Source organism: Pseudomonas sp. EA_35y_Pfl2_R111, from assembly GCF_963970955.1.
In the GTDB taxonomy this organism is placed as follows: Bacteria; Pseudomonadota; Gammaproteobacteria; order Pseudomonadales; family Pseudomonadaceae; genus Aquipseudomonas.
Map to the genome: position 1 here is coordinate 76,970 of NZ_CAXAOM010000007.1, position 23,987 is coordinate 100,956.

The window sequence follows — 23,987 nt, forward strand, 5'->3', positions numbered from 1 at the left end:
ATGACAAGCATTCGCACTCTTTCTTATGACGCCATCATTGTTGGTGGCGGCGGCGCCGGTATGCGCGCTGCACTGCAGTTGGCTCAGGGTGGTCATAAAACCGCAGTCGTGACCAAGGTCTTCCCGACCCGTTCGCACACTGTCTCCGCTCAGGGTGGTATCACCTGCGCCATCGCTTCGGCCGATCCAAACGACGATTGGCGCTGGCACATGTACGACACCGTCAAGGGCTCCGACTATATCGGTGACCAGGACGCTATCGAATACATGTGTTCTGTTGGGCCCGAAGCCGTATTTGAACTGGAACACATGGGTCTGCCGTTCTCCCGTACTGAGCAGGGCCGTATTTATCAGCGTCCGTTCGGCGGCCAGTCCAAAGGCCCAAACAACCCAACTCAGGCTGCCCGTACCTGTGCTGCTGCTGACCGTACCGGTCACGCGCTGCTGCACACCCTCTACCAAGCCAACTTAAAAGCTGGCACCTCGTTCCTTAACGAGTGGTACGCGGTGGATCTGGTGAAGAACCAGGACGGCGCCATTGTGGGTGTTATCGCCATCTGCATCGAAAACGGCGAAACCGTTTACATCCGCTCCAAGGCCGTGGTTCTGGCCACTGGCGGTGCGGGTCGTATATACGCCTCTACTACCAACGCCCTGATCAACACCGGTGATGGAGTGGGCATGGCCCTGCGTGCTGGCGTGCCGGTGCAGGACATCGAAATGTGGCAGTTCCACCCGACCGGTATTGCCGGCGCTGGTGTACTGGTTACTGAAGGTTGTCGTGGTGAAGGTGGTTACCTGATCAACGCTCACGGCGAGCGCTTCATGGAGCGTTATGCGCCGAACGCCAAAGACTTGGCCGGTCGTGACGTGGTTGCGCGTTCGATGGTTAAAGAAGTAATCGCCGGTAATGGCTGTGGCCCTGACAAGGACCACGTACTGCTCAAGCTCGATCACCTCGGCGAAGAAGTACTGCACAGCCGTTTGCCAGGCATCTGTGAGCTGTCGAAGACCTTTGCTCACGTTGACCCGGTGGTTGCTCCGGTTCCTGTGATTCCAACCTGCCATTACATGATGGGCGGCGTGCCGACCAACATTCACGGTCAGGCCATCACCCAGGATGCCAACGGCAACGACAAGATCATCGAAGGCCTGTTCGCTGTAGGCGAAGTGGCCTGCGTATCGGTACACGGCGCCAATCGTCTGGGCGGCAACTCGTTGCTCGATCTGGTGGTGTTTGGCCGCGCGGCGGGTATCCATTTGGAAAAAGCGCTGAAAGAAGGCGTGGAAGTCCGTGGTGCCAGCGAAACCGATATCGAGCTGTCGCTCAAGCGTCTGGCGGGCGTCAACGAACGCACCACCGGCGAAGATGTCGCGCCGCTGCGTAAAGAACTGCAACAGTGCATGCAAAACTACTTCGGTGTGTTCCGCACCGGCGAATACATGCAAAAGGGCATCGCCCAACTGGCCGACCTGCGTGAGCGGATCGCGACTGTCAAAATCGCGGACAAGAGCCAAGCATTCAACACTGCGCGTATCGAAGCATTGGAGCTGCAAAACCTTCTCGAAGTGGCTGAGGCCACCGCGATCGCTGCTGAGGTTCGTAAAGAATCCCGTGGTGCTCACGCTCGTGAAGACTTCGAGGAACGTGACGACGAAAACTGGCTGTGCCATTCCCTGTATATCCCAGGTGAAAAGCGCGTGAGCAAGCGTTCGGTCAACTTCTCGCCGAAGACAGTTCCAGCGTTTGAACCCAAGGTCCGGACTTATTAAGGGTGCCTGATATGTCGCAAGCCAATCTGTTGCAAGTAAGCGTTTATCGTTACAACCCGGAAAAAGATGCTGCGCCGTTTATGCAGGATTTCCAGATCGACACCGGCGGCAAGGACATCATGGTTCTTGATGTCCTGGCGCTGATCAAGGAGCAGGACGAGGGTTTCTCCTATCGTCGCTCCTGCCGTGAAGGCGTGTGCGGTTCTGATGGCATGAACATCAACGGCAAGAATGGCCTGGCCTGCATCACGCCGATCTCGGCGGCTGGCCTCAAAGGCGGCAAGCTGGTGATTCGTCCGCTGCCTGGTCTGCCGGTCATTCGTGACCTGGCTGTTGATATGAGCATCTTCTACAAGCAGTACGAGAAGGTGCAACCATACCTGCAGAACAACACACCAGCACCGGCCATTGAACGCCTGCAAACCCCGGAAGAACGTGAAAAGCTGGACGGTCTGTACGAGTGCATCCTGTGCGCTTGCTGCTCCACCAGCTGCCCGTCGTTCTGGTGGAATCCAGACAAGTTCCTCGGCCCGGCTGCATTGCTGCAGGCTTATCGTTTCCTGGCGGATAGCCGTGATACCCAGACCGAACAACGTCTGGCGTCGCTGGATGATCCGTTCAGTGTGTTCCGTTGCCGCGGCATTATGAACTGCGTCAGCGTTTGCCCTAAGGGTCTTAACCCGACTAAGGCAATCGGCCACGTACGTAACATGTTGCTGCAAAGCGGTACCTGATTCACGGTTGTTTGCTAGATCTGTAACACCTGCGGCACTGCTTTCAACCCAGTGCCGCGGTTTAGCCAGGGCTGCTGCTCACAAAGCGGTGGTTCTTAATTTGAAAAATATGACGACCAGCAGGGGCATCCGGGCTGGTGCCCGGACTATCTGCGGGATCCGTAGTGGCTTACCAGTCGCTGCTTCAGGACTGACAGCCATGCGGTTTCTTCGCCGGTGGTGTCCCCTTACCGAGGGTGACCAAGCATGCAAGAAAGCGTGATGCAGCGCATGTGGGACAGTGCCCACCTATCCGGTGGTAACGCTGCCTATGTGGAAGAGCTCTATGAGCTTTACCTGCACGATCCCAACGCTGTGCCAGAAGAGTGGCGCACTTACTTCCAGAAGTTGCCGACCGACGGCAGCGCCGCCACAGACGTATCGCACTCCACGATTCGCGATCATTTCGTCCTGCTCGCTAAAAATCAGCGCCGCGCCCAACCGGTGTCCGCTGGTAGCGTGAGCAGTGAGCACGAGAAGAAGCAAGTCGAAGTGCTACGCCTGATTCAGGCTTATCGCATGCGCGGCCATCAGGCTGCCCAGCTCGATCCGCTTGGCCTCTGGCAACGTCCTGTGCCGGCTGATCTGGCAATCAATCACTATGGTCTGACCGATGCCGACCTGGACACCACCTTCCGTACCGGTGGGCTGTTCATTGGCAAGGAAGAGGCTACTCTGCGCGAAATTCGCGATGCGTTGCAGCAGACATATTGCCGCACCATCGGTGCCGAGTTCACCCATATCGTTGATTCCGAGCAGCGCAGCTGGTTCCAGCAGCGTCTGGAAAGCGTGCGCGGTCGCCCTGAGTTCTCGGTCGAGGTGCAAAGCCACTTGCTTGAGCGCCTGACCGCAGCCGAAGGTCTGGAAAAGTACCTGGGTACCAAATACCCGGGCACCAAGCGTTTCGGTCTGGAAGGCGGCGAGAGCCTGATTCCGCTGCTCGATGAGTTGATCCAGCGTTCCGGCTCCTATGGCACCAAGGAAATCGTTATCGGCATGGCCCACCGTGGCCGTCTCAACGTGCTCGTCAACACCTTCGGCAAGAACCCGCGCGACCTGTTCGACGAGTTCGAAGGCAAGAAAACTGAAGGCCTGTCTTCCGGTGACGTGAAATACCACCAGGGTTTCTCCTCCAACGTGATGACTGCGGGCGGCGAAGTGCACCTGGCGATGGCGTTTAACCCATCCCACCTGGAAATCGTTTCTCCGGTGGTCGAAGGTTCGGTACGTGCCCGTCAGGATCGCCGCAACGACGCTATCGGCGAGAAGGTGCTGCCGGTTTCCCTGCACGGTGACGCGGCATTCGCCGGTCAGGGTGTGGTCATGGAAACCTTCCAGATGTCGCAGACCCGTGGCTTCAAAACGGGCGGCACCATCCATATCGTGATCAACAACCAGGTCGGCTTTACCATCAGCAACCCGCTGGACTCGCGTTCCACCGAGTACTGCACCGACGTTGCCAAGATGATTCAGGCGCCGATCCTGCACGTTAACGGCGATGACCCGGAAGCGGTGCTGTTTGTCACCCAGCTGGCTGTCGATTACCGCATGCAGTACAAGCGTGATGTGGTCATCGACCTGGTCTGCTACCGCCGTCGCGGTCACAACGAGGCCGACGAGCCGAGCGGCACTCAGCCGATCATGTATCAGCAGATCACCAAACAGCGCACCACCCGTGAACTCTATGCAGACGTTCTGACCACCGCCGTGCGTCAGTCGGTGGATGATGTTCAGGCCAAGATCGACGAGTACCGTACTGCGCTGGATAACGGTCAGCACGTGGTCAAGAGCCTGGTCAAGGAACCAAACAAGGAGCTGTTCGTTGATTGGCGTCCGTACCTGGGCCACGCCTGGACTGCGCGCCATGACACGCGTTTCGAGCTGAAAACCCTGCAGGAACTGTCCAACAAGCTGCTGGAAATTCCAGAAGGCTTTGTGGTGCAGCGCCAGGTCGCAAAGATTCTCGAAGACCGCCAGAAGATGAGCGCAGGTGCACTGCCGATCAACTGGGGCTACGCCGAGACCATGGCTTACGCCACCCTGTTGTTTGAAGGTCATCCGATCCGCATGACCGGCCAGGACATCGGCCGCGGCACCTTCTCGCACCGTCACGCGGTGCTGCACAACCAGAAGGACGCCGGCACCCATCTGCCACTGCAGAACCTCTACCAGGGTCAGCCGCGTTTCGACCTGTATGACTCCTTCCTCTCGGAAGAAGCCGTATTGGCCTTCGAATACGGCTATGCCACCACCCAGCCGCAGTCGCTGGTGATCTGGGAAGCGCAATTCGGCGACTTCGCCAACGGCGCCCAGGTAGTGTTCGACCAATTCATTTCCAGCGGTGAGCACAAATGGGGCCGTCTGTGCGGTCTGACCATGCTGCTGCCGCACGGTTATGAAGGGCAGGGGCCTGAGCACAGCTCGGCGCGTCTGGAGCGGTATCTGCAGCTGTGCGCAGAGCACAATATGCAGGTTGCCGTACCGACCACCCCGGCGCAGATCTACCACTTGTTGCGTCGTCAGGTGATCCGTCCACTGCGCAAGCCATTGGTCGTATTGACGCCGAAGTCGCTGTTGCGCCACAAATTGGCCATCTCGACGCTGGAAGATCTGGCCGAAGGCTCGTTCCAGACCGTGATCCCGGAGATCGATGCAATCGATCCGAAGAAAGTCGAACGCCTGGTCCTGTGCAGCGGCAAGGTTTACTACGACTTGCTGGAGAAGCGCCGCAACGAAGGCCGCGAAGACATCGCCATTGTGCGTATCGAGCAGCTCTATCCGTTCCCGGAAGATGATCTGGCCGAGGCAATTGCCCCGTACAAGAATCTCAAGCACATCGTCTGGTGTCAGGAAGAGCCGATGAACCAAGGCGCCTGGTACTGCAGCCAGCATCACATGCGTCGCGTAGCGACAGCGCACAAGAAAGCGCTGTTCCTCGAGTATGCCGGTCGTGATGCGTCTGCTGCACCTGCCTGTGGTTATGCATCGATGCACGCCGAACAGCAGGAAAAACTCCTGCAAGACGCCTTTACTGTTTAACGCCTTCGCGCAGCAGGCGGCCAACTGGGCCGCCTGCTAGAAGAAACCGAATTTAAGGAACCACACACAATGGCTATCGAGATCAAAGCCCCTACTTTCCCGGAATCGGTTGCCGACGGCACCGTGGCCACTTGGCACAAGAAGCCGGGCGATGCGGTCAAGCGCGACGAGCTGATCGTTGACATCGAAACCGACAAGGTAGTGATCGAAGTGCTGGCCGAGGCCGACGGCGTCCTCGCAGAAATCATCAAGAATGAAGGCGACACCGTCCTGTCCAACGAACTGCTCGGCACTCTGGGTGAGGGTGGCGCTGCTGCACCCGCGCCGGCTGCTGCCGCTCAGGCTGCTGCCCCTGCGGCTGCCGCTCCTGTCGCTGCCGCGGGCGACGATCAGATCCTGTCCCCAGCTGCTCGCAAGATTGCCGAAGAAAACGGCATCGACCCGAACAGCATTGCTGGCACCGGCAAAGGCGGTCGTGTCACCAAGGAAGACGTTGTGGCTGCCGTTGAAGCGAAGAAGAACGCGCCGGCCGCTGCACCGGCCGCCAAACCTGCTGCACCGGCTGCTGCCGCTCCAGTATTCGCCACCGGCGACCGTACCGAGAAGCGTGTGCCGATGACCCGTCTGCGCGCCAAGATCGCCGAGCGTCTGGTCGAAGCACAATCCTCTATGGCCATGCTGACCACCTTCAACGAAGTGGACATGAGCGAAGTCATGGCGCTGCGCTCGAAGTACAAGGACCTGTTCGAGAAGAGCCACAACGGCGTGCGCCTGGGCTTTATGTCGTTCTTCGTCAAGGCCGCTACCGAAGCGCTCAAGCGTTTCCCGGCAGTTAACGCCTCGATCGACGGGACCGACATCGTTTACCACGGCTACGCCGATATCGGTGTTGCCGTGTCCAGCGACCGTGGCCTGGTAGTTCCGGTGCTGCGTAACGCCGAGCTGATGAGCCTGGCTGAAATCGAGAACGGCATCGCCACCTTTGGCAAGAAAGCCAAAGACGGCAAGCTGTCGATCGAAGAAATGACCGGCGGCACCTTCACCATCACTAACGGTGGTACTTTTGGCTCGATGATGTCGACGCCGATCGTCAACCCGCCGCAGGCCGCGATTCTGGGGATGCATAACATCATCCAGCGCCCGATGGCAGTGAATGGACAGGTGGTTATCCGTCCGATGATGTACTTGGCGTTGTCCTACGACCACCGCCTGATTGATGGTAAGGAAGCCGTGACCTTCCTGGTAACCATCAAGAACTTGCTAGAAGACCCAGCACGCCTGCTGCTGGACATCTAAAAGCCAGTTTCTCCCACGGCGGCCCTCTCACCAGGGCCGTCCGGTTTATTCGAGAAGGAATACGTTATGACCCAGAAATTCGACGTGGTAGTCATCGGTGCCGGCCCTGGTGGCTATGTAGCCGCCATCAAAGCAGCTCAGCTCGGTTTGAAGACTGCATGCATCGAGAAGTACCAGGACAAAGAGGGCAAGATCGCCCTCGGCGGTACTTGCCTGAACGTCGGCTGCATTCCGTCCAAGGCGCTGCTCGACAGCTCCTGGAAGTATCACGAAGCGCATGAAGGCTTTGCCATTCACGGTATCGAAGCCAAAAGCGTGACTATCGACGTGCCTGCGATGATCGGTCGTAAGGCCAACATCGTGAAAAACCTCACTGGCGGCGTTGCCACTTTGTTCAAGGCCAACGGCGTGACCCTGCTTGAAGGCCACGGCAAGCTGCTGGCGAATAAGCAGGTTGAGGTCACCGGCTCCGATGGCAAGACGCAGATCGTTGAAGCCGAGAACGTGATTCTGGCCTCCGGCTCCAAGCCGATCGACATTCCGCCAGCTCCGGTTGATCAGGACGTAATTGTCGACTCCACCGGCGCTCTGGAATTCCAGAGCGTACCGAAGAAGCTTGGCGTGATCGGCGCTGGCGTAATCGGCCTGGAATTGGGATCGGTCTGGTCGCGCCTGGGTGCTGAAGTGACTGTGCTGGAAGCTCTGGACAAGTTCCTTCCAGCCGCTGACGAGCAGATCGCCAAAGAAGCGCTGAAAACTCTGACCAAGCAGGGCCTGAAAATCCGGCTGGGCGCTCGCGTTACCGGTTCGGAAGTGAAGAAGAAGCAAGTTACCGTCAACTTCACCGACGCCGAAGGCGAGCAGAAGATTGTATTCGACAAGCTGATCGTCGCGGTCGGCCGTCGTCCGGTGACCACCGATCTGCTGGCCGCCGATAGCGGCGTCGACCTTGACGAGCGTGGTTTCATCTTTGTTGACGACCAGTGCACCACCAGCGTACCGGGTGTTTACGCCATTGGTGACGTGGTGCGTGGCGCAATGCTGGCCCACAAGGCCTCGGAAGAGGGCATCATGGTCGCCGAGCGTATCGCCGGCCACAAAGCCCAGATGAACTACGACCTGATCCCGTCGGTTATCTACACCCACCCGGAAATCGCATGGGTTGGTAAAACCGAGCAGCAACTTAAGACCGAAGGCGTTGCCGTTAACGTCGGCACCTTCCCGTTTGCTGCCAGCGGTCGCGCCATGGCGGCCAACGACACTGGCGGTATGGTCAAGGTTATCGCTGATGCCAACACCGACCGCGTTCTGGGTGTACACGTGATTGGCCCAAGCGCTGCCGAACTGGTGCAGCAAGGTGCAATCGGTATGGAATTCGGTACCAGCGCCGAGGATCTGGGGATGATGGTGTTCTCCCACCCAACGCTGTCCGAAGCCCTGCACGAAGCTGCTCTGGCAGTGAATGGCCATGCCATCCACATCGCCAACCGTAAAAAGCGTTAAGTCGTTGTTTGTTTGAGCGGATGCCTTCACCGGCGTTGTGTACCGGTGAAGGTGCAGCTCAACAGGAAGAACCACGGCCGACTGCCCGCGTTGAACTCAGGTTTTGCGCGGAAGGTCAGCCGGATTGCTCCCGAAGCAGTCACAGGTGGTGCGGCATCACAAGTGCAGCACCGTATGCGCAATACCTAAACGAAGACGGTAGACAAGCATGAATCTCCACGAGTATCAGGGTAAGCAGCTGTTCGCTGAATACGGCCTGCCCGTATCCAAGGGCTTCGCGGTAGACACCCCGGAAGAAGCCGCAGCAGCCTGCGAAAAAATCGGTGGCACCGAGTGGGTCGTCAAGGCTCAAGTCCACGCTGGTGGCCGCGGTAAAGCGGGCGGCGTGAAGCTGGTGAAGAACAAAGAAGACGCCAAAGCCTTCGCCGCCAACTGGCTAGGCAAGCGTCTGGTGACTTACCAGACCGATGCCAATGGTCAGCCAGTGACCAAGATCCTGGTCGAGTCCTGCACCGACATCGCCAAGGAGCTGTACCTGGGCGCGGTCGTTGACCGTTCCAGCCGTCGCATCGTGTTCATGGCTTCCACCGAAGGTGGCGTGGACATCGAGAAAGTTGCGCACGACACCCCTGAGAAGATCCTCAAGGCGACCATCGACCCACTGGTCGGCGCTCAGCCGTTCCAGGGCCGCGAGCTGGCATTCCAGCTGGGCCTGGAAGGTGATCAGATCAAGCAGTTCACCCAGATCTTCGTTGGCCTGGCCAAGCTGTTCCAGGACTATGACCTGGCTCTGCTGGAAGTGAACCCGCTGGTGATCAAGGCTGACGGCAACCTGCATTGCCTAGACGCCAAGATCAACATCGACAGCAACGCCATGTACCGTCAGCCGAAGCTGCGTGCCATGCACGATCCGTCGCAGGACGATCCGCGTGAAGCCCACGCTGCCAAGTTCGAACTGAACTACGTCGCGCTGGAAGGCAACATCGGTTGCATGGTCAACGGTGCTGGCCTGGCTATGGGCACCATGGACATCGTCAACCTGCACGGCGGCAAGCCAGCCAACTTCCTCGACGTAGGTGGCGGCGCAACCAAAGAGCGCGTGACCGAAGCCTTCAAGATCATCCTGTCCGACAGCAACGTCGCTGCCGTACTGGTCAACATCTTCGGCGGTATCGTTCGTTGCGACATGATTGCCGAAGGCATCATCGGCGCAGTGAAAGAAGTCGGCGTGAAAATCCCAGTTGTCGTCCGTCTGGAAGGCAACAACGCTGAACTGGGCGCTAAAGTCCTGGCAGAGAGCGGCCTGAACATCATCGCGGCAACCAGCCTGACCGACGCTGCTCAGCAAGTCGTCAAAGCTGCGGAGGGCAAGTAATGAGCGTCCTGATCAATAAAGACACCAAAGTTATCTGCCAGGGCTTCACCGGCTCGCAGGGCACTTTCCACTCCGAACAAGCCATCGCCTACGGCACCAAGATGGTTGGCGGCGTGACTCCGGGCAAAGGCGGCACCACTCACCTGAATCTGCCGGTGTTCAACACCGTGCGTGAAGCAGTTGAGCAGACTGGCGCCACCGCCAGCGTGATCTACGTTCCTGCTCCGTTCTGCAAGGACTCGATCCTCGAAGCGGCCATGGGCGGCATCAAGCTGATCGTCTGCATCACCGAAGGCATCGCGACCATCGACATGCTCGAAGCCAAGGTCAAGTGCGACGAGCTGGGCGTGGTCCTGATCGGCCCGAACTGCCCAGGCGTTATCACTCCGGGCGAGTGCAAGATCGGCATCATGCCGGGCCACATCCACTTGCCAGGCAAAGTAGGCATCGTGTCGCGTTCCGGCACCCTGACTTACGAAGCTGTTAAGCAGACCACTGACGCCGGTTTCGGTCAGTCAACCTGCGTCGGCATCGGTGGTGACCCGATCCCAGGCTCCAACTTCATCGACATCCTGAAGCTGTTCCAGGAAGACCCGAAGACTGAAGCGATCGTGATGATCGGTGAGATCGGCGGTTCGGCTGAAGAAGAAGCTGCTGCTTACATCAAGGCAAACGTGACCAAGCCAGTGGTGTCCTACATCGCTGGTGTGACCGCTCCTGCGGGCAAGCGTATGGGCCACGCCGGCGCAATCATCTCCGGCGGCAAGGGTACTGCAGACGAGAAGTTCGCAGCCCTGCAAGACGCTGGTGTGAAAACCGTGCGTTCCCTGGCTGACATCGGCAAGGCTCTGGCCGAGCTGACCGGCTGGGAAGTGAAAAAAGCCTAAGGCTTTTTGATCTGAGAAAAGGCCACCTTCGGGTGGCCTTTTTTATTCAGCTGTCCAGTGGCCAACCGACGTAGAGCGAGTTCGTCGATGGTGGCGCTAAGCCGCCATCATCTATAACCACGGAGGCCGCACCTGGCCCTGAATACAAAACGCCCGATGCTGCGCATCGGGCGTTCTGAGGGGCAAGCCTGGCTAGAACCAGACACGCTTTGACTGCTTACTCTTCCATGGCGCCCATGGCGGTGGTGTTGAAGCCGCCGTCGACGTACATGATCTCGCCGCTGACGCCCGAGGCCAGGTCTGAGCAAAGGAAGGCACCAGCGTTGCCGACTTCATCGATGGTCACATTGCGGCGCAGTGGAGTCTGCTTCTCGTTGGCGGCGAGCATTTTGCGGAAGCTCTTGATGCCGGAAGCCGCCAGGGTACGGATCGGGCCCGCGGAAATGGCGTTGACGCGAGTGCCCTCAGGGCCGAGGCTGCCGGCCAGGTAGCGTACACCGGCTTCCAGGCTGGCCTTGGCCATGCCCATGACGTTGTAATTCGGCATGGTGCGTTCGGCACCCAGGTAGGACAGGGTCAGCAGGCTGCCATTGCGGCCTTTCATCATCTCGCGGCCGGCTTTAGCCAGGGCGACAAAGCTGTAGGCGCTGATGTCGTGAGCAATGCGGAAGCCTTCACGGGTGGTGACGTCGGTGAAGTCGCCGTCCAACTGGTCGCCCGGGGCGAAACCAACGGAGTGGACGATGCAATCCAGGCCGTCCCATTTCTTGCTCAGGGCTTCGAATACCGAGGCGATTTCCTCGTCGTTGGCCACATCGCACGGGAAGCACAGGTCAGCGTTTGAGCCCCAATCAGCTGCAAAACCCTCAACGCGGCCTTTGAGCTTCTCGTTCTGGTAGGTGAAGGCCAGTTCGGCGCCTTCACGGTGCATGGCTGCCGCGATGCCGGAGGCGATGGACAGTTTGCTGGCGACGCCAACGATCAGTACGCGCTTGCCGCTTAGAAAACCCATGGGTGTGATTCCTCTTCCTGTTTTCAAGAATTAATCAGCTGGGACCATAAAGGCCGCTTCCAGCAACTGCTGTGTATAGATGTCCTGTGGCGCGGCAAAGACACGTGCCGCTGGGCCTTGCTCCACCACTTTGCCCTGTTTGACCACCATCACCTGGTGGCTTAGGGCCCTGACTACTGCCAGGTCGTGACTGATAAACAGGTAGGTCAGGTTGTATTTGGCCTGCAGCGAGCGTAGCAGCTCGACCACCTGGCGCTGCACGGTGCGGTCGAGGGCCGAGGTCGGCTCATCCAGCAGAATCAGCGCGGGTTTCAGCACCAGAGCGCGGGCGATGGCGATGCGTTGGCGCTGGCCACCGGAGAACTCGTGGGGGTAGCGATGGCGGGTTTCCGGGTCCAGGCCGACTTCCACCAAGGCGTCGATAATCGCCTGTTCCTGCTCGGCAGCGCTGCCCATGCGGTGAATCTGCAAACCCTCACCGACAATCTGGCCAACGCACATGCGTGGGCTGAGGCTGCCGAAGGGGTCCTGAAACACCACCTGCATCTGTCGGCGCAGTGGCCGCACATCGTGCTGTGACAACTGCTCAATCGCCTGGCTCTGGAAGCGGATGCCGCCCTGGCTGCCGAGCAAGCGCAGAATCGCCAGACCCAGGGTGGATTTACCCGAGCCGCTTTCGCCGACGATGCCCAGGGTATGACCCTGCGGCAGGCTGAAGTTGATGCCGTCCACGGCTTTGACATGGTCGACCGTGCGGCGCAGCAAGCCCTTTTTAATCGGGAACCAGACGCGCAGGTCATCGATTTCCAGCATGGTTTTGCCAGGTGGCTGATCGACCGGGCCACCAGTGGGCTCGGCGCCCAGCAGTTCGCGGGTGTAAGGGTGTTGTGGGCCTTTAAACAGCGTTTCGCATTCGGCCTGCTCGACGATATGCCCGTGCTGCATCACGCAGACGCGGTGGGCAATGCGTCGCACCAGGTTTAGGTCGTGGCTGATCAGCAGAATCGCCATGCCCAGACGCGCCTGCAGATCCTTGAGCAACTCAAGGATCTTCAACTGCACGGTGACGTCAAGCGCAGTGGTTGGTTCGTCGGCGATCAGTAGTTCCGGCTCGTTGGCCAGGGCCATCGCAATCACCACGCGCTGGCGTTGGCCGCCCGATAGCTCGTGCGGGTAAGCCTTGAGGCGCTTGTGCGGTTCGGGAATGCCGACCAACTCGAGCAGCTCCAGGGTGCGCGCCGTTGCAGCCTTGCCGCGCAGGCCTTTGTGCAGGGCCAGCACCTCGTTGATCTGCTTTTCGATGCTGTGCAGCGGGTTAAGCGAGGTCATGGGCTCTTGGAAGACCATGGCGATGCGGTTGCCGCGAATACCGCGCAGCTTGTTCTCGTTCAGTTTGAGCAGGTCTTGCCCAGCGTAGTGGATGCTGCCGCTGGGGTGCTGGGCCAGCGGGTAGGGCAGCAGGCGCAGGATGGAGTGTGCGGTGACCGATTTACCCGAGCCGCTTTCGCCGACCAGAGCCAGGGTTTCACCGCGCTTGATGTCGAAGCTGACGCCTTCCAGCACACGCTGTTTCAAGCTGCCGCTAACGAATTCGACAGCCAGGTCGCGGACTTCGATGAGGGTTTTGGAGTCGGTCATGTCATTTCCTCGGATCGAAGGCATCGCGCGCCGCTTCGCCGATAAACACCAGCAGGCTGAGCATCAGGGCGAGTACGGCAAAGGCGCTGATCCCCAGCCAGGGCGCCTGCAGGTTGGATTTGCCCTGGGCCACCAATTCGCCGAGTGACGGTGCGCCTGGCGGCAGGCCAAAACCGAGGAAATCCAGAGCAGTGAGGGTGCCAATCGCGCCGGTGAGGATAAACGGCATAAAGGTCATGGTGGAAATCATCGCGTTGGGCAGAATATGGCGGAACATGATCGCGCCGTTCTGCATGCCCAGGGCACGGGCTGCGCGTACATATTCCAGGTTGCGCCCGCGGAGGAACTCGGCACGCACCACATCCACTAGGCTCATCCAGGAGAACAGCAGCATGATGCCCAGCAGCCACCAGAAATTCGGCTGCACGAAGCTGGCGAGAATGATCAGCAAATAGAGCACCGGCAGACCGGACCAAATTTCCAGAAAACGCTGGCCGACCAGATCGACCCAACCGCCATAGAAGCCTTGTAGAGCCCCGGCAAATACGCCGATTACCGAGCTGGCCAGGGTCAGAATCAGGGCAAACAGCACGGAAATGCGGAAGCCATAGATCACCCGCGCGAGTACATCGCGGCCCTGGTCATCGGTGCCCAGCAGGTTTTCCGCCGAGGGTGGCGCGGGCGCGGGCACTTGCAGGTCGTAATTGATGCTGGAGTAGCTGTAGCGGATCGGCGGCCAGATCATCCAGCCGTTCTTTTCCTTGATCAGATCCTGGATATAGGGGCTTTTATAGTTGGCTTGCAGCGGGAATTCGCCGCCAAAGGTGGTTTCCGGGTAGCGCTTGAATACCGGGAAATACAATTCGCTGTCGTAGCTCACCACCAGCGGCTTGTCGTTGGCGATCAGCTCGGCGCCGAGGGTGACGAAGAACAGCGCAAGGAAGATCCACAGCGACCACCAGCCGCGCTTGTGCGCCTTGAACAGCTGGAAGCGGCGTTGATTGATTGGGGAAAGTGTCATCTCAACCCTCCCGGCTTTCGAAGTCGATACGCGGATCGACCAGGGTATAGGTAATGTCGCCGATCAATTTCACCACCAGGCCCAGCAACGTGAAGATAAACAGGGTGCCGAACACCACCGGATAATCGCGGTTGATCGCGGCCTCAAAACTCATCAGGCCCAAGCCGTCGAGGGAGAAGATCACCTCGATCAGCAGGGAGCCGGTAAAGAAGATGCCGATAAAGGCCGCTGGGAAGCCGGCAATGATGATCAGCATGGCGTTGCGGAACACATGGCCATACAACACGCGGTTGTTGCTCAGGCCCTTGGCCCGGGCTGTGACCACGTATTGTTTGTTGATCTCATCGAGAAAGCTGTTTTTGGTCAGCAGCGTCAGGGTGGCGAAGTTGCCGATTACCAGGGCGGTAACGGGCAGCGCCAGGTGCCAGAAGTAGTCGAGCAGCTTGCCGGTAAAGCTCAGTTCATCGAAGTTGTTCGAGGTCAGCCCGCGCAGCGGGAACCAGTCCCAGTAACTGCCGCCGGCAAACAGTACGATCAGCAAAATGGCGAAGAGGAAGGCGGGGATGGCGTAGCCGACGATGATCAGTGAGCTGGTCCAGACGTCAAAGGCGCTGCCGTGGCGGGTGGCCTTGGCGATGCCCAGCGGAATCGACACCAGGTACATGATTAGCGTGCTCCACAGCCCCAGGGAGATCGACACTGGCATCTTTTCTATGATCAGGTCGATGACCTCGGCATCGCGAAAGAAGCTCGAGCCAAAGTCCAGCTGCGCGTAGCTTTTGAGCATCAGCCAGAAGCGTTCTGGGGCGGATTTATCGAAGCCGTACATGCGCTCAATTTCCGCCACCAGCTCGGGGTCGAGGCCCTGGGCGCCACGGTAGTTTGAACCAGCCACTGAGACTTCGGCACCACCGCCGGCAATCCGGCTGGTCGCGCCGTCAAAGCCTTCCAGCTTGGCGATCATCTGCTCGACCGGGCCACCTGGGGCGGCCTGGATGATGATGAAGTTGATCAGCAGAATGCCGAACAGCGTTGGGATGATCAGCAGCAGCCGACGAAAGATATACGCCAGCATCTTATTGCTCCACGTCGGCAGTGTTCTGCGCGGCAGCTTCGTCGGCCGCCGCTTCAGGTGATTTTGCCCGGGCCCACCAGGTGTGCAGGCCTATATCGTATTGCGGGGTGACTTTGGGGTGCTCGAAGCGGTTCCAGTAGGCCACGCGCCAGGTCTTGATATGCCAGTTGGGCACCACGTAATGGCCCCACAGCAGCACGCGGTCGAGGGCGCGGGTATGGGTGATCAGGCTCTTGCGCGAGTCGGCGTTGATCAGGCCCTCAACCAGCTTGTCCACCGCCGGGTCTTTCAGACCGATAAAGTTGCGGCTGCCAGGATTGTCGGCGCTGCTGGAGTGCCAGTATTCGCGCTGCTCGTTACCGGGCGAGTTGGACTGACCAAAGCCACCGACGATCAGATCAAAGTCGCGCGAACGCAGGCGGTTGATGTACTGGGAAACGTCAACGCGGCGGATTACTAGCTCAATACCCAGATCCGCCAGGTTGCGCTTGAATGGCAGCAGGATGCGTTCGAATTCGGTTTGCGCCAGCAGGAACTCGAAGCTCACCGGCTTGCCCGTGCTGTCGAGCATCTTATCGCCGTCCACGCGCCAGCCGGCCTCCTGAAACAACTGGTATGCGCGGCGTTGCTGCTCACGAATAATGCCGCTGCCATCAGTCACCGAAGGCTGATATTCGTCGGTAAATACCTGGGGTGGAACCTGCGCGCGCAATGGCTCCAGCAGCTTCAACTCATCTGCCGACGGTAGGCCGACGGAGGCCAGCTCGGAGTTGTCGAAGTAACTGCGGGTGCGAGTATAGGCACCGTTGAACAACTGGCGATTGGCCCATTCGAAATCAAACAGCAGGCCCATGGCTTCACGCACGCGGCGGTCAGTGAACAACGGGCGGCGGGTGTTGAAGATAAAGCCCTGCATGCCCGTGGGGTTGTGATTGGCAATCTCTTCCTTGATCAGCTGACCGTTGGCAACCGCGGGGGTGTTGTAGGCGGTGGCCCAGTTCTTTGCGCTGGTTTCCAGCCAATAATCGAATTGCCCGGCTTTGAGTGCTTCGAGTGCGACGGTGTTATCGCGGTAGTAGTCGATTTCCAGGGTGTCGAAATTGTAGAAGCCGCGATTGACCGGCAGGTCCTTGCCCCACCAGTCTTTGACCCGCTCATAGCGGATCGAGCGGCCGGCCTGCACGTCCGCAACCCTGTAGGGGCCACTGCCCAGCGGCACGTCGAGGTTGCCTTTGCTGAAGTCACGCTCTGCCCACCAGTGTTTTGGCAGCACCGGCAGCTGTCCGACGATCAATGGCAGCTCGCGGTTGCCGGCCTGCTTGAAGATAAAACGTACCCGGTGAGGGCTTTCAACCTCGACCTTGTCGACATCGGCGTAGTAGCCGCGGTACATCGGCGCGCCTTTGCTCATCAAGGTATCGAAGCTGAATTTGACGTCTTCGGCGGTCACCGGTTGGCCATCGTGAAAGCGTGCCTCGGGACGCAGGTAGAAGCGTACCCAGGCATTGTCTGGCGCTTTCTCGATTTTCTCGGCAAGCAGGCCGTACTCGGTAAAGGGTTCGTCCAGGCTATGGCGGGTGAGGGTGTCGTAGATCACGCCGATGTCGTCGGCCGGCACGCCCTTGTTGATAAACGGGTTGAGGCTGTCGAAGCCGCCAAAACCGGCCTGGCGTAGGGTGCCGCCTTTGGGTGCATCCGGGTTGACGTACTCGAAGTGCTTGAAGTCAGCCGGGTACTTGGGCGGTTCGTCATACAAGGTTTGTGCGTGCTTGGGGACGGCCAGTGCCAGGCTGGCGACACCAAGCAGGGCAATGCTGCTGACGTGGATAAACAGGGCGCGCAATGCATGGGTCATTCAGCGTTCTCCATGGATTTCAGCCACCAGGTACGCAGGCCCAGGGTGTAGGGCGGCGTGGTGACGAAGGCAAATCGGTTGCGGTAAGCCAGGCGGTGGTAGTCGATATACCAGTTCGGGATGCTGTAGTGCTGCCACAACAGGACCCGGTCGAGGGCGCGGGTGGCGGCAATCTGCTCGTCACGGCTCTGCGCTGACAGCAGTTTTTCAATCATTGCATCGACCACCGGATGGGTGACTCCGGCGTAGTTTCTACCGCCTTTGATCTTGGCTTGGGACGAGTGGAAATACTGCGATTGTTCAAGCCCTGGGCTGAGGGTTTGCGGCAGGGTCAGCAGAATCATGTCGAAATCGTATTGATCGAGGCGCTGCTTGTACTGGGCGCGGTCGACGGTGCGCAGGTTGGCTTGTATGCCAATGCTGGCAAGGTTGTCGGTAAATGGCTGGAGAATACGTTCAAGGTTGGGATTGACTAGCAATATTTCGAAGCGCAGCGGCTGCCCGTCACTGTTGAGCAGGTATTGGCCGGATGGCTTCCAGCCGGCTTCGGCCAATAGACCGAGGGCGCGGCGCAAGGTTTCCCGCGGGATACCCCGGCCATCGGTCTGCGGCATGCTGAAAGGCTCGCTGAACAGGCGCGCCTGCAACTGCTTGCGGTAGGGCGAGAGCAGCAGCCATTCCGCGCCTTCCGGCTTGCCACGCGCCGAGAACTCGCTATTGGGGTAGTAGCTTTTGGCGCGGGTGTAGGAACTGTTGAACAGGGCGCGGTTGGCCCACTCAAAGTCGAACATCAGGCCCAGCGCTTCACGCACCTGGCGGTCGGCAAATACCGCGCGGCGAGTGTTCATAAACAGCGCCTGGGTCTGGGTAGGAATCTGGTGCGGGATTTCCGCTTTGACGACTTCTCCACGGCTCAATGCCGGGAAACGGTAGCCGTTGGCCCAGTTCTTTGCTTGTTGCTCGATATAAATGTCGAACTCACCGGCCTTGAACGCCTCGAAAGCCACATGGCTGTCGCGGTAGAACTCCACGTCGACCCGGTCGAAATTGTACTTGCCGCGGTTGACCGGCAGTTTCGCGCCCCACCAGTCCTTGACCCGCTCGAACCTCAGGCTGCGTCCTGGGCTGACCTGAGTAATGCGGTAGGGCCCGCTGCCCAGCGGCGGTTCATAGGTGGTGGCCTTGAAGTCGCGGTCTTTCCAGTAGTGCTGCGGCAGCACCGGTAATTCACCGAGGCGCAGGATCAGCAAGGAATTACCGGCGCGTTTGAGAACAAAGCGGACGCTGTGACGATTGAGAATATCGACCCGTTTTACTTCCTGAAGATTGGTGCGGTATTGCGGGTGGCCTTCTTTGAGCAGCAGGCGGTAGGAGAAGGCGACGTCATAGGCGGTGATCGGCTTGCCGTCGTGGAAGCGTGCTTCGGGACGCAGGTTGAACACCACCCAGCTGCGGTCATCGCTGTATTCCAGCGATTCGGCGATCAAACCATAGCTGGAGGCCGGCTCGTCACCGGAAGGGTCATAGGCGCCGGTGCCGACCATCAACGGCGCGTTGAGCTCGTTGACTCCGTACTGCAGGAAATTGGCGGTGCTGATCGGGCTGCTGCCCTTTAGGGTGTAGGGGTTGAGCGTGTCGAACGTGCCGTTGGCCATCATCCGTAGCGTGCCGCCTTTGGGGGCTTCCGGGTTGACCCAGGCGAAGTGGGTGAAGCTCGCGGGATACTTCAATTCGCCAAACTGGGCATAACCGTGGCTTTTATACAGAGTGGCCCAGGCAGATGAACTGATGGCCATGCAGAAAAGTAACGGGAGGAGGGGACGTATCAAGTGAAATATCCGATCCGTGGCGTCTTGTGGGCTGCTGGTCAGGCACATTAACAGCTTGTATCGGCTGGAAAAAGGGTAGGCTCCGCAGCAGCCGATAGCGGCACTTTGACTACACTGAAATCACTAGAATATGAGGACGCCACTTTGGTAACAGCTTGCCATGGTTTGCAGTCATGGATTGATCGCTTCAACCAAGCCGAATTACCCGCCCTGGCCGCTGTGGTGCAGGACCTGCATCGTTTGACCCTGGGCGACAAATCGTCTGTGCAGCAACTGGCAGATGTGCTGCTACGCGATGCGGCCTTGACCACCAAGGTGCTGCGTATCGGCAATAGTGTGTATTACAACCCCTCTCAGGAACCCATCCGCACGATTTCCCGGGCCATCGTGTTGATCGGCTTCGATAACGTGCGGCAGATTGGCCTGTCGGTCAGCCTTATCGATGGCCTGCTGGCGCGCAGCTCACGCGATCAGCTTGCCGAACTGCTGGCGCGCTCGTTTCATGCCGCCGTGCAAGCGCGCAATATCGCCGGCTACGTGCTGACTAAGAATGATGAGGAAGTGTTTATCGCCGCCTTGCTGCATAACGTCGGTGAGCTGGCGTTCTGGGGCTGCGGCGGTGATGCGGCGGATGATCTGGCCAGTGCGCTGGCTCAGCCAGGTGTTGATGAAGATGAAGTGGTGATGCAACAGCTGGGCACCAGTTTTCGCCAACTAAGCCTGGCGCTGGTAAAAAGTTGGAACCTGGGCGACACAGTCAGCCTCGCACATCAATCGACCAGTCAGAATGATCCGGCCGTCAAAGCGGTAACCCTGGGAGCGAAGATCAGTCAGGCGGCGCTGGACGGCTGGGATACTCCAGCTATGGAAGCGCTGGTCGGGCAACTGGCGAGTTTTATCGGAGTGACACCGCAGGAGGCCATGCAGCAAGTTCTGGCTAGTGCCGAGGAGACCGTGAAAATGGCCGCGACCTTCGGTGCGAGTCAGCTGTGCAAGCTGATTCCTAATACCGATCCGGAACAGATTCGCTTGCAGCAGGAGCAGCGCAAGGCGCGCTTGCTGCAACCCAATCTGCTGATTTTGCAGCAGGCGTTGCAGGATCTCGGGTTGATGGTCTCGCGCCGCGCCGATCTTGGTCTGGTGCTCGACACCTTGTTCAAAGGGCTGCATCAAGGCGCCGGGCTGGAGCGCATCATGCTGGTGGTGCTGGCGGATGGGCAGAGCTGCTTTCGCGCCAAGCGGGTGATTGGTGAGGGAACCGCGAGTTGGAGCCAAGATTTCGTTTTGCCTGTGGCGCAGCACGAGCAGCCGCATATTTTCAGTTACGCGCTGCGCAATAAAGAAGCCTTATGGATGGGCGTGCCGGCCAGTTACAACCTCAATGAGCTAGTCACTCAGCCGATTCGCCAGCGCCTGGGGCAGGGCATGTTCTTTATTGCACCGCTGTTGGCCGGCACCCGGGAAATTGGCTTGCTGTATGCCGACAGTCGAGTATCGGGGCGGGCATTGAAGCACGAGCAGTTTGTCGCCTTTCAGCGCTTTACCCAGCTGACAGGGCGCTGCCTGGAGGCGATGAGTAAAAAGGCCTGATCAGTTAAGGCTATACAGGGTCAGGGTCTGCCCTGGCTTGAGCGCTTTGCCGGCTTTCGGGTTCCAGTTCTGCAGGCTTTTCATCGGCACCTTGAAGCGTTTGGCAATCAGGTACAGCGAATCGCCCTGGCGCACCTTGTAATAGGTCGCGCTCTGCCGGGCGGCACTACCATTCCCGCCACTGCTAGGTCTGCCGGCTTGCAAGGTGAGCACCTGACCGACCCGCAGGCTGTTGCCGGAGAGCTTGTTCCAGCGCTGTACATCCTTGACGGCAACCTTGTGGTTCTTGGCGATCTGCCAGAGGTTGTCGCCGCTTTTTACCCGGTAGGTAAGGCTCGCAGCACTAGGTGCCACGCTGCGCTGGAAGACCGGTTCGTGCGCCACTACACCGGGTTGCGCGGGAATACTGAGCAGCTGGCCAATGCTCAGGTTGTTGCTCGACAGCTTGTTGATGTCTTTCAGGGTGTTCACGGTCAGCTGATGACGGTTGGCGATGCTATGCAGGCTATCGCCTGAGCGCACTCGATATTGCTGCCAGTCCACCAGCTCCTGCGGCTTCATCAATGACAGGTTGGCGGTCAGCAGCTCCGCCTTGTCGGTGGGCACCAGCAAATGCTGCGGTCCGTCCAGGGTTATGCCTTTCTTGAATGCGGGGTTGAGCAGGTACAGCTCATCTTCATCCAGGTCGGCCATGGCCGCGACGCGGGCGAGGTCCATGCGTTGCTTAAATTCAACCTTCTCGAAGTACGGCTCGTTGGCAATCGGGTTAAGGCTGACGCCATAGGCTTGCGGCGTCATCACTACTTGCGAGAGGGCCAGCAGCTTGGGCACGTAATTCTGGGTTTCCACCGGCAGCGTGAGGTTCCAGTAGTCGGTCGGCAGGCCGAGTTTCTGGTTGCGCTCAATCGCCCTGCTGACGCGGCCTTCACCGGCGTTATACGCCGCCAGGGCCAGTAGCCAGTCGCCGTTGAACATTTCCTTGAGGCGGGTCAGGTAGCTGATTGCCGCATCGGTTGAGGCCATCACATCGCGGCGGCCGTCATACCAGTTGGTTTGGCGCAAGTTGAAGCTGCGGCCCGTCGAGGGGATGAACTGCCACAGCCCAACGGCATGAGCATGAGAGTAAGCCAGCGGGTTGTAGGAGCTTTCGATCATCGGCAGCAGCGCCAGCTCCATGGGCATATTGCGCTGTTCCAGGCGCTCAACGATGAAATGGATATAGGGGCTGCTGCGCTCGCCGGCTTTCTCGATAAACGAGGGGTTGCTGACGAACCACAGGCGTTGCTGCTCGATACGCGGGTTGAGGGTGATGGTGTCCTGCAACTGATAGCCGTTGCGCACCCGCTCCCAGATATCTTTCGGCTCTTCGGGGGGCGCCACCGCGCTGCTGTCGAGCCATTCTGGCTCTTGCTCAAGACCGACCGCGCGGTCGGTATCGCGGCCGCTGTCAGGGCGGTATTGGTTGCTGGTCTGGCAACCGGCCAGGGTTACGCACATGATCACCACAAGCGTCTGAGCGCTTTGTGCCAATGCCTTTAAATTCAAGGGTTTGCGTGGTGATAAGGGCATTGGCGGCGATGTGCTTCCCGGCGAAAAGGTCGGGCGATTCTAGGAACCAGTCTGCCCCTGGTCAAGTTTTAACCAGCCTTTTGTGTGGTTGTCGAGGTTTAGAAATGGTCCTTCCAAGCGCGTAGTGCGGCAAAAACCTGCGCTGGTGAGCGGTTTGCAGCCCCCTCGCGTTCGCTGATCCGGGCGCCGACCGACGGTTGTGCGCTGCGCAAAAAAGGATTGGTGGCACGCTCCAGGCCAATCGATGATGGCAGGCTGATCTGCCCAGCTTCACGCCATTGGCTGACCTGCGCCAGGCGTTGTTGGATTTCAGGATTGCCCGGCTCCGCGGCTACCGCAAAGCGCAGATTGCTCAGGGTGTACTCATGGGCGCAGAACACCTGAGTCTGTTCGGGAAGGGCGGCCAGACGGTTTAGCGAGTTGTACATCTGCTCGGGGCTGCCCTCAAACAGGCGGCCACAGCCGCCAGCAAACAGTGTATCGCCACAGAACAGCCAGTGCTGTTCGGGCTGGATATAGGCGATATGCCCCAAGGTATGCCCGGGCACTTCGTAGATATCGAAACGCTGGCCCAGCACTTCTGTTTGGTCGCCGTCGCGCAGCGCCACATCTCGGGCAGGGATCTTTTCGTTGGCTGGGCCCAGTACCCGCGCACCGGTAATCGCCTTCAGTCGTTCAACCCCACCGACGTGATCGAAATGGTGATGGGTGATCAAAATGTCGCTCAACTGCCAGTCGGGGTTAGCCGCCAGCCAGGCCTCGACCGGTGCGGCATCACCGGGGTCTACAACCGCGCAGCGGCGCTGTGCTGCGTCTTGCAGCAGCCATATATAGTTGTCGGAGAATGCAGGTAAGGCGTCGATTTTAATCATGAGCGGGTCGCTAAGCAGGGCACAAAGGTGCATCTTAGGTGTCATCGGCGGCGCTGACTACTTGGGTGCCGCGGTGAATGAAACGGGAGCAGTCTTTATGTCCGATCATCCATTTGCCCTCGCCGACAGTGATTGGCTCGATCTTATCGCTGCGGCGCGCAGTTGGCTGAGCGGCCCGCTCGGTCAGTTGCTGCTAGAGCAGGAACGGCAGCTGTTAGAGGAAGAGCTGGCGCGCTTCTTCGGTGGCTACCTGGTGCATTACGGCCCAGCTGCCGACACGCCGCCGGATGCCCAGCAGATTCAGCGCAGCGTGCGCCTGGGGGCACCGTTTAAGGGCGTGGAGATTGTTTGTGAGGAGCATTCCTGGCCGCTGACCGAACATGCCGCCGACGTGGTGGTGTTGCAGCATGGCCTGGATTTCAGTCTGTCGCCCCACGGCCTGCTACGTGAGGCGGCGCGTAGTGTGCGCCCGGGCGGTCATCTGCTGATCGTTGGCATCAACCCGGTGAGCAGTTGGGGGCTGCGTCATCTGTATACCCGCGACGCGCTGCGCCAGGCCCGCTGTATTGCATCCAACCGGGTCAGCGACTGGTTGCACCTGCTGGGCTTCGCGCTGGAGAAACGCCGCTTCGGGTGCTATCGTCCGCCGCTTTCTGCGCCGGCCTGGCAAACGCGGCTGGCTGGGTTGGAGCGACTGGGCGCGGCCTGGCAGCCACCCGGTGGCGGTTTTTACGTGCTGGTAGCCCGCAAACTGGTGGTGGGGCTGCGGCCCTTACGCCAACCCAGCCGGCAGGCTGTTGGCAAGTTGATCCCCATGCCCGTGGCCAAAGTCAGCCGGCGCGAAACGTCAGATGAACAGCATCGGCCGATTAATTGAGCG

General features: G+C 59.3%; 17 protein-coding genes. 9 read left to right on the forward strand and 8 right to left on the reverse strand.

Annotated elements, in window-relative coordinates; translation table 11 throughout:
* The 7 genes from sdhA (at position 1) to sucD (ending at position 10,646) form a co-directional block, all read left to right on the forward strand.
* A complete protein-coding gene (gene sdhA / locus AACY25_RS20360; RefSeq protein WP_339527129.1) occupies positions 1–1,773 on the forward strand; it encodes a succinate dehydrogenase flavoprotein subunit in 1,773 nt (590 codons plus the stop codon).
* A 26-nt stretch (positions 1,774–1,799) separates the two neighbouring features.
* A complete protein-coding gene (locus AACY25_RS20365; protein WP_339414112.1) occupies positions 1,800–2,507 on the forward strand; it encodes a succinate dehydrogenase iron-sulfur subunit in 708 nt (235 codons plus the stop codon).
* Positions 2,508–2,753: 246 nt separating this feature from the next.
* On the forward strand, positions 2,754–5,585 hold the full coding sequence (locus AACY25_RS20370; protein WP_339527131.1) for a 2-oxoglutarate dehydrogenase E1 component: 2,832 nt from the start codon (positions 2,754–2,756) through the stop codon (positions 5,583–5,585).
* 69 nt (positions 5,586–5,654) lie between these two features.
* Positions 5,655–6,881, forward strand: coding sequence for a 2-oxoglutarate dehydrogenase complex dihydrolipoyllysine-residue succinyltransferase (gene odhB / locus AACY25_RS20375; protein WP_339527133.1), 1,227 nt, complete (start codon positions 5,655–5,657; stop codon positions 6,879–6,881).
* A gap of 66 nt (positions 6,882–6,947) precedes the next feature.
* Positions 6,948–8,384 carry a dihydrolipoyl dehydrogenase gene (lpdA, locus tag AACY25_RS20380; protein WP_339527135.1) on the forward strand — a complete coding sequence of 479 codons (1,437 nt, stop codon included), beginning with the start codon at positions 6,948–6,950 and terminating at the stop codon, positions 8,382–8,384.
* Between the two features lie 208 nt (positions 8,385–8,592).
* On the forward strand, positions 8,593–9,759 hold the full coding sequence (sucC, locus tag AACY25_RS20385; RefSeq protein ID WP_090253289.1) for an ADP-forming succinate--CoA ligase subunit beta: 1,167 nt from the start codon (positions 8,593–8,595) through the stop codon (positions 9,757–9,759).
* Positions 9,759–10,646, forward strand: coding sequence for a succinate--CoA ligase subunit alpha (gene sucD, locus AACY25_RS20390; RefSeq protein WP_090242057.1), 888 nt, complete (start codon positions 9,759–9,761; stop codon positions 10,644–10,646). The genes sucC and sucD overlap by 1 nt, the downstream gene beginning before the upstream one ends.
* Positions 10,647–10,863: 217 nt before the next feature.
* Here sucD and fabI read toward each other — a convergent pair whose 3' ends face one another.
* Genes fabI through AACY25_RS20420 form a run of 6 tightly spaced genes read right to left on the reverse strand, consistent with a single transcriptional unit; the run spans position 10,864 to position 19,043 of the window.
* Positions 10,864–11,658 carry an enoyl-ACP reductase FabI gene (gene fabI, locus AACY25_RS20395; protein WP_274086671.1) on the reverse strand — a complete coding sequence of 265 codons (795 nt, stop codon included), beginning with the start codon at positions 11,656–11,658 and terminating at the stop codon, positions 10,864–10,866.
* A 30-nt stretch (positions 11,659–11,688) separates the two neighbouring features.
* On the reverse strand, positions 11,689–13,296 hold the full coding sequence (locus tag AACY25_RS20400) for an ABC transporter ATP-binding protein (RefSeq protein WP_339527138.1): 1,608 nt from the start codon (positions 13,294–13,296) through the stop codon (positions 11,689–11,691).
* Position 13,297: 1 nt separating this feature from the next.
* Positions 13,298–14,317: an ABC transporter permease gene (locus tag AACY25_RS20405; protein ID WP_339527140.1), complete on the reverse strand. Its 1,020-nt coding sequence runs from the start codon at positions 14,315–14,317 to the stop codon at positions 13,298–13,300.
* A 1-nt stretch (position 14,318) separates the two neighbouring features.
* Positions 14,319–15,392 carry a microcin C ABC transporter permease YejB gene (locus AACY25_RS20410; RefSeq protein WP_275962623.1) on the reverse strand — a complete coding sequence of 358 codons (1,074 nt, stop codon included), beginning with the start codon at positions 15,390–15,392 and terminating at the stop codon, positions 14,319–14,321.
* 1 nt (position 15,393) lies between these two features.
* Positions 15,394–17,247, reverse strand: coding sequence for an extracellular solute-binding protein (locus AACY25_RS20415; RefSeq protein WP_339527145.1), 1,854 nt, complete (start codon positions 17,245–17,247; stop codon positions 15,394–15,396).
* Positions 17,244–19,043 (reverse strand): extracellular solute-binding protein, encoded by a 1,800-nt coding sequence (locus AACY25_RS20420; RefSeq protein ID WP_445262173.1) that lies wholly within the window; start codon positions 19,041–19,043, stop codon positions 17,244–17,246. The genes AACY25_RS20415 and AACY25_RS20420 overlap by 4 nt, the downstream gene beginning before the upstream one ends.
* A gap of 198 nt (positions 19,044–19,241) precedes the next feature.
* On the opposite strand from AACY25_RS20420, the gene AACY25_RS20425 reads away from it, so the two are divergent.
* Positions 19,242–20,666 (forward strand): HDOD domain-containing protein, encoded by a 1,425-nt coding sequence (locus AACY25_RS20425; RefSeq protein WP_339527147.1) that lies wholly within the window; start codon positions 19,242–19,244, stop codon positions 20,664–20,666.
* Here the strand turns inward: AACY25_RS20425 and AACY25_RS20430 are convergent, their stop codons facing one another.
* Positions 20,667–22,235, reverse strand: coding sequence for a lytic transglycosylase domain-containing protein (locus AACY25_RS20430; protein WP_339527149.1), 1,569 nt, complete (start codon positions 22,233–22,235; stop codon positions 20,667–20,669).
* Positions 22,236–22,333: 98 nt separating this feature from the next.
* Positions 22,334–23,107, reverse strand: coding sequence for a hydroxyacylglutathione hydrolase (gene gloB, locus AACY25_RS20435; protein WP_339527151.1), 774 nt, complete (start codon positions 23,105–23,107; stop codon positions 22,334–22,336).
* A 97-nt stretch (positions 23,108–23,204) separates the two neighbouring features.
* Between gloB and AACY25_RS20440 the strand changes: the two genes are divergently transcribed.
* Positions 23,205–23,984: a class I SAM-dependent methyltransferase gene (locus AACY25_RS20440; RefSeq protein ID WP_339527154.1), complete on the forward strand. Its 780-nt coding sequence runs from the start codon at positions 23,205–23,207 to the stop codon at positions 23,982–23,984.
* Positions 23,985–23,987: the final 3 nt, after the last annotated feature.

Bases quoted from the DNA above. Each gene is read 5' to 3' on its own strand.
- AACY25_RS20430 (WP_339527149.1), bottom strand. From the start codon at position 22,235: ATGCCCTTATCACCACGCAAACCCTTGAATTTAAAGGCATTGGCACAA.
- AACY25_RS20415 (WP_339527145.1), bottom strand. From the start codon at position 17,247: ATGACCCATGCATTGCGCGCCCTGTTTATCCACGTCAGCAGCATTGCC.
- lpdA (WP_339527135.1), top strand. From the start codon at position 6,948: ATGACCCAGAAATTCGACGTGGTAGTCATCGGTGCCGGCCCTGGTGGC.
- sucC (WP_090253289.1), top strand. From the start codon at position 8,593: ATGAATCTCCACGAGTATCAGGGTAAGCAGCTGTTCGCTGAATACGGC.
- AACY25_RS20400 (WP_339527138.1), bottom strand. From the start codon at position 13,296: ATGACCGACTCCAAAACCCTCATCGAAGTCCGCGACCTGGCTGTCGAA.
- sdhA (WP_339527129.1), top strand. From the start codon at position 1: ATGACAAGCATTCGCACTCTTTCTTATGACGCCATCATTGTTGGTGGC.
- AACY25_RS20405 (WP_339527140.1), bottom strand. From the start codon at position 14,317: ATGACACTTTCCCCAATCAATCAACGCCGCTTCCAGCTGTTCAAGGCG.
- AACY25_RS20370 (WP_339527131.1), top strand. From the start codon at position 2,754: ATGCAAGAAAGCGTGATGCAGCGCATGTGGGACAGTGCCCACCTATCC.
- AACY25_RS20420 (WP_445262173.1), bottom strand. From the start codon at position 19,043: ATGGCCATCAGTTCATCTGCCTGGGCCACTCTGTATAAAAGCCACGGT.
- odhB (WP_339527133.1), top strand. From the start codon at position 5,655: ATGGCTATCGAGATCAAAGCCCCTACTTTCCCGGAATCGGTTGCCGAC.
- AACY25_RS20410 (WP_275962623.1), bottom strand. From the start codon at position 15,392: ATGCTGGCGTATATCTTTCGTCGGCTGCTGCTGATCATCCCAACGCTG.
- fabI (WP_274086671.1), bottom strand. From the start codon at position 11,658: ATGGGTTTTCTAAGCGGCAAGCGCGTACTGATCGTTGGCGTCGCCAGC.
- sucD (WP_090242057.1), top strand. From the start codon at position 9,759: ATGAGCGTCCTGATCAATAAAGACACCAAAGTTATCTGCCAGGGCTTC.
- gloB (WP_339527151.1), bottom strand. From the start codon at position 23,107: ATGATTAAAATCGACGCCTTACCTGCATTCTCCGACAACTATATATGG.
- AACY25_RS20440 (WP_339527154.1), top strand. From the start codon at position 23,205: ATGTCCGATCATCCATTTGCCCTCGCCGACAGTGATTGGCTCGATCTT.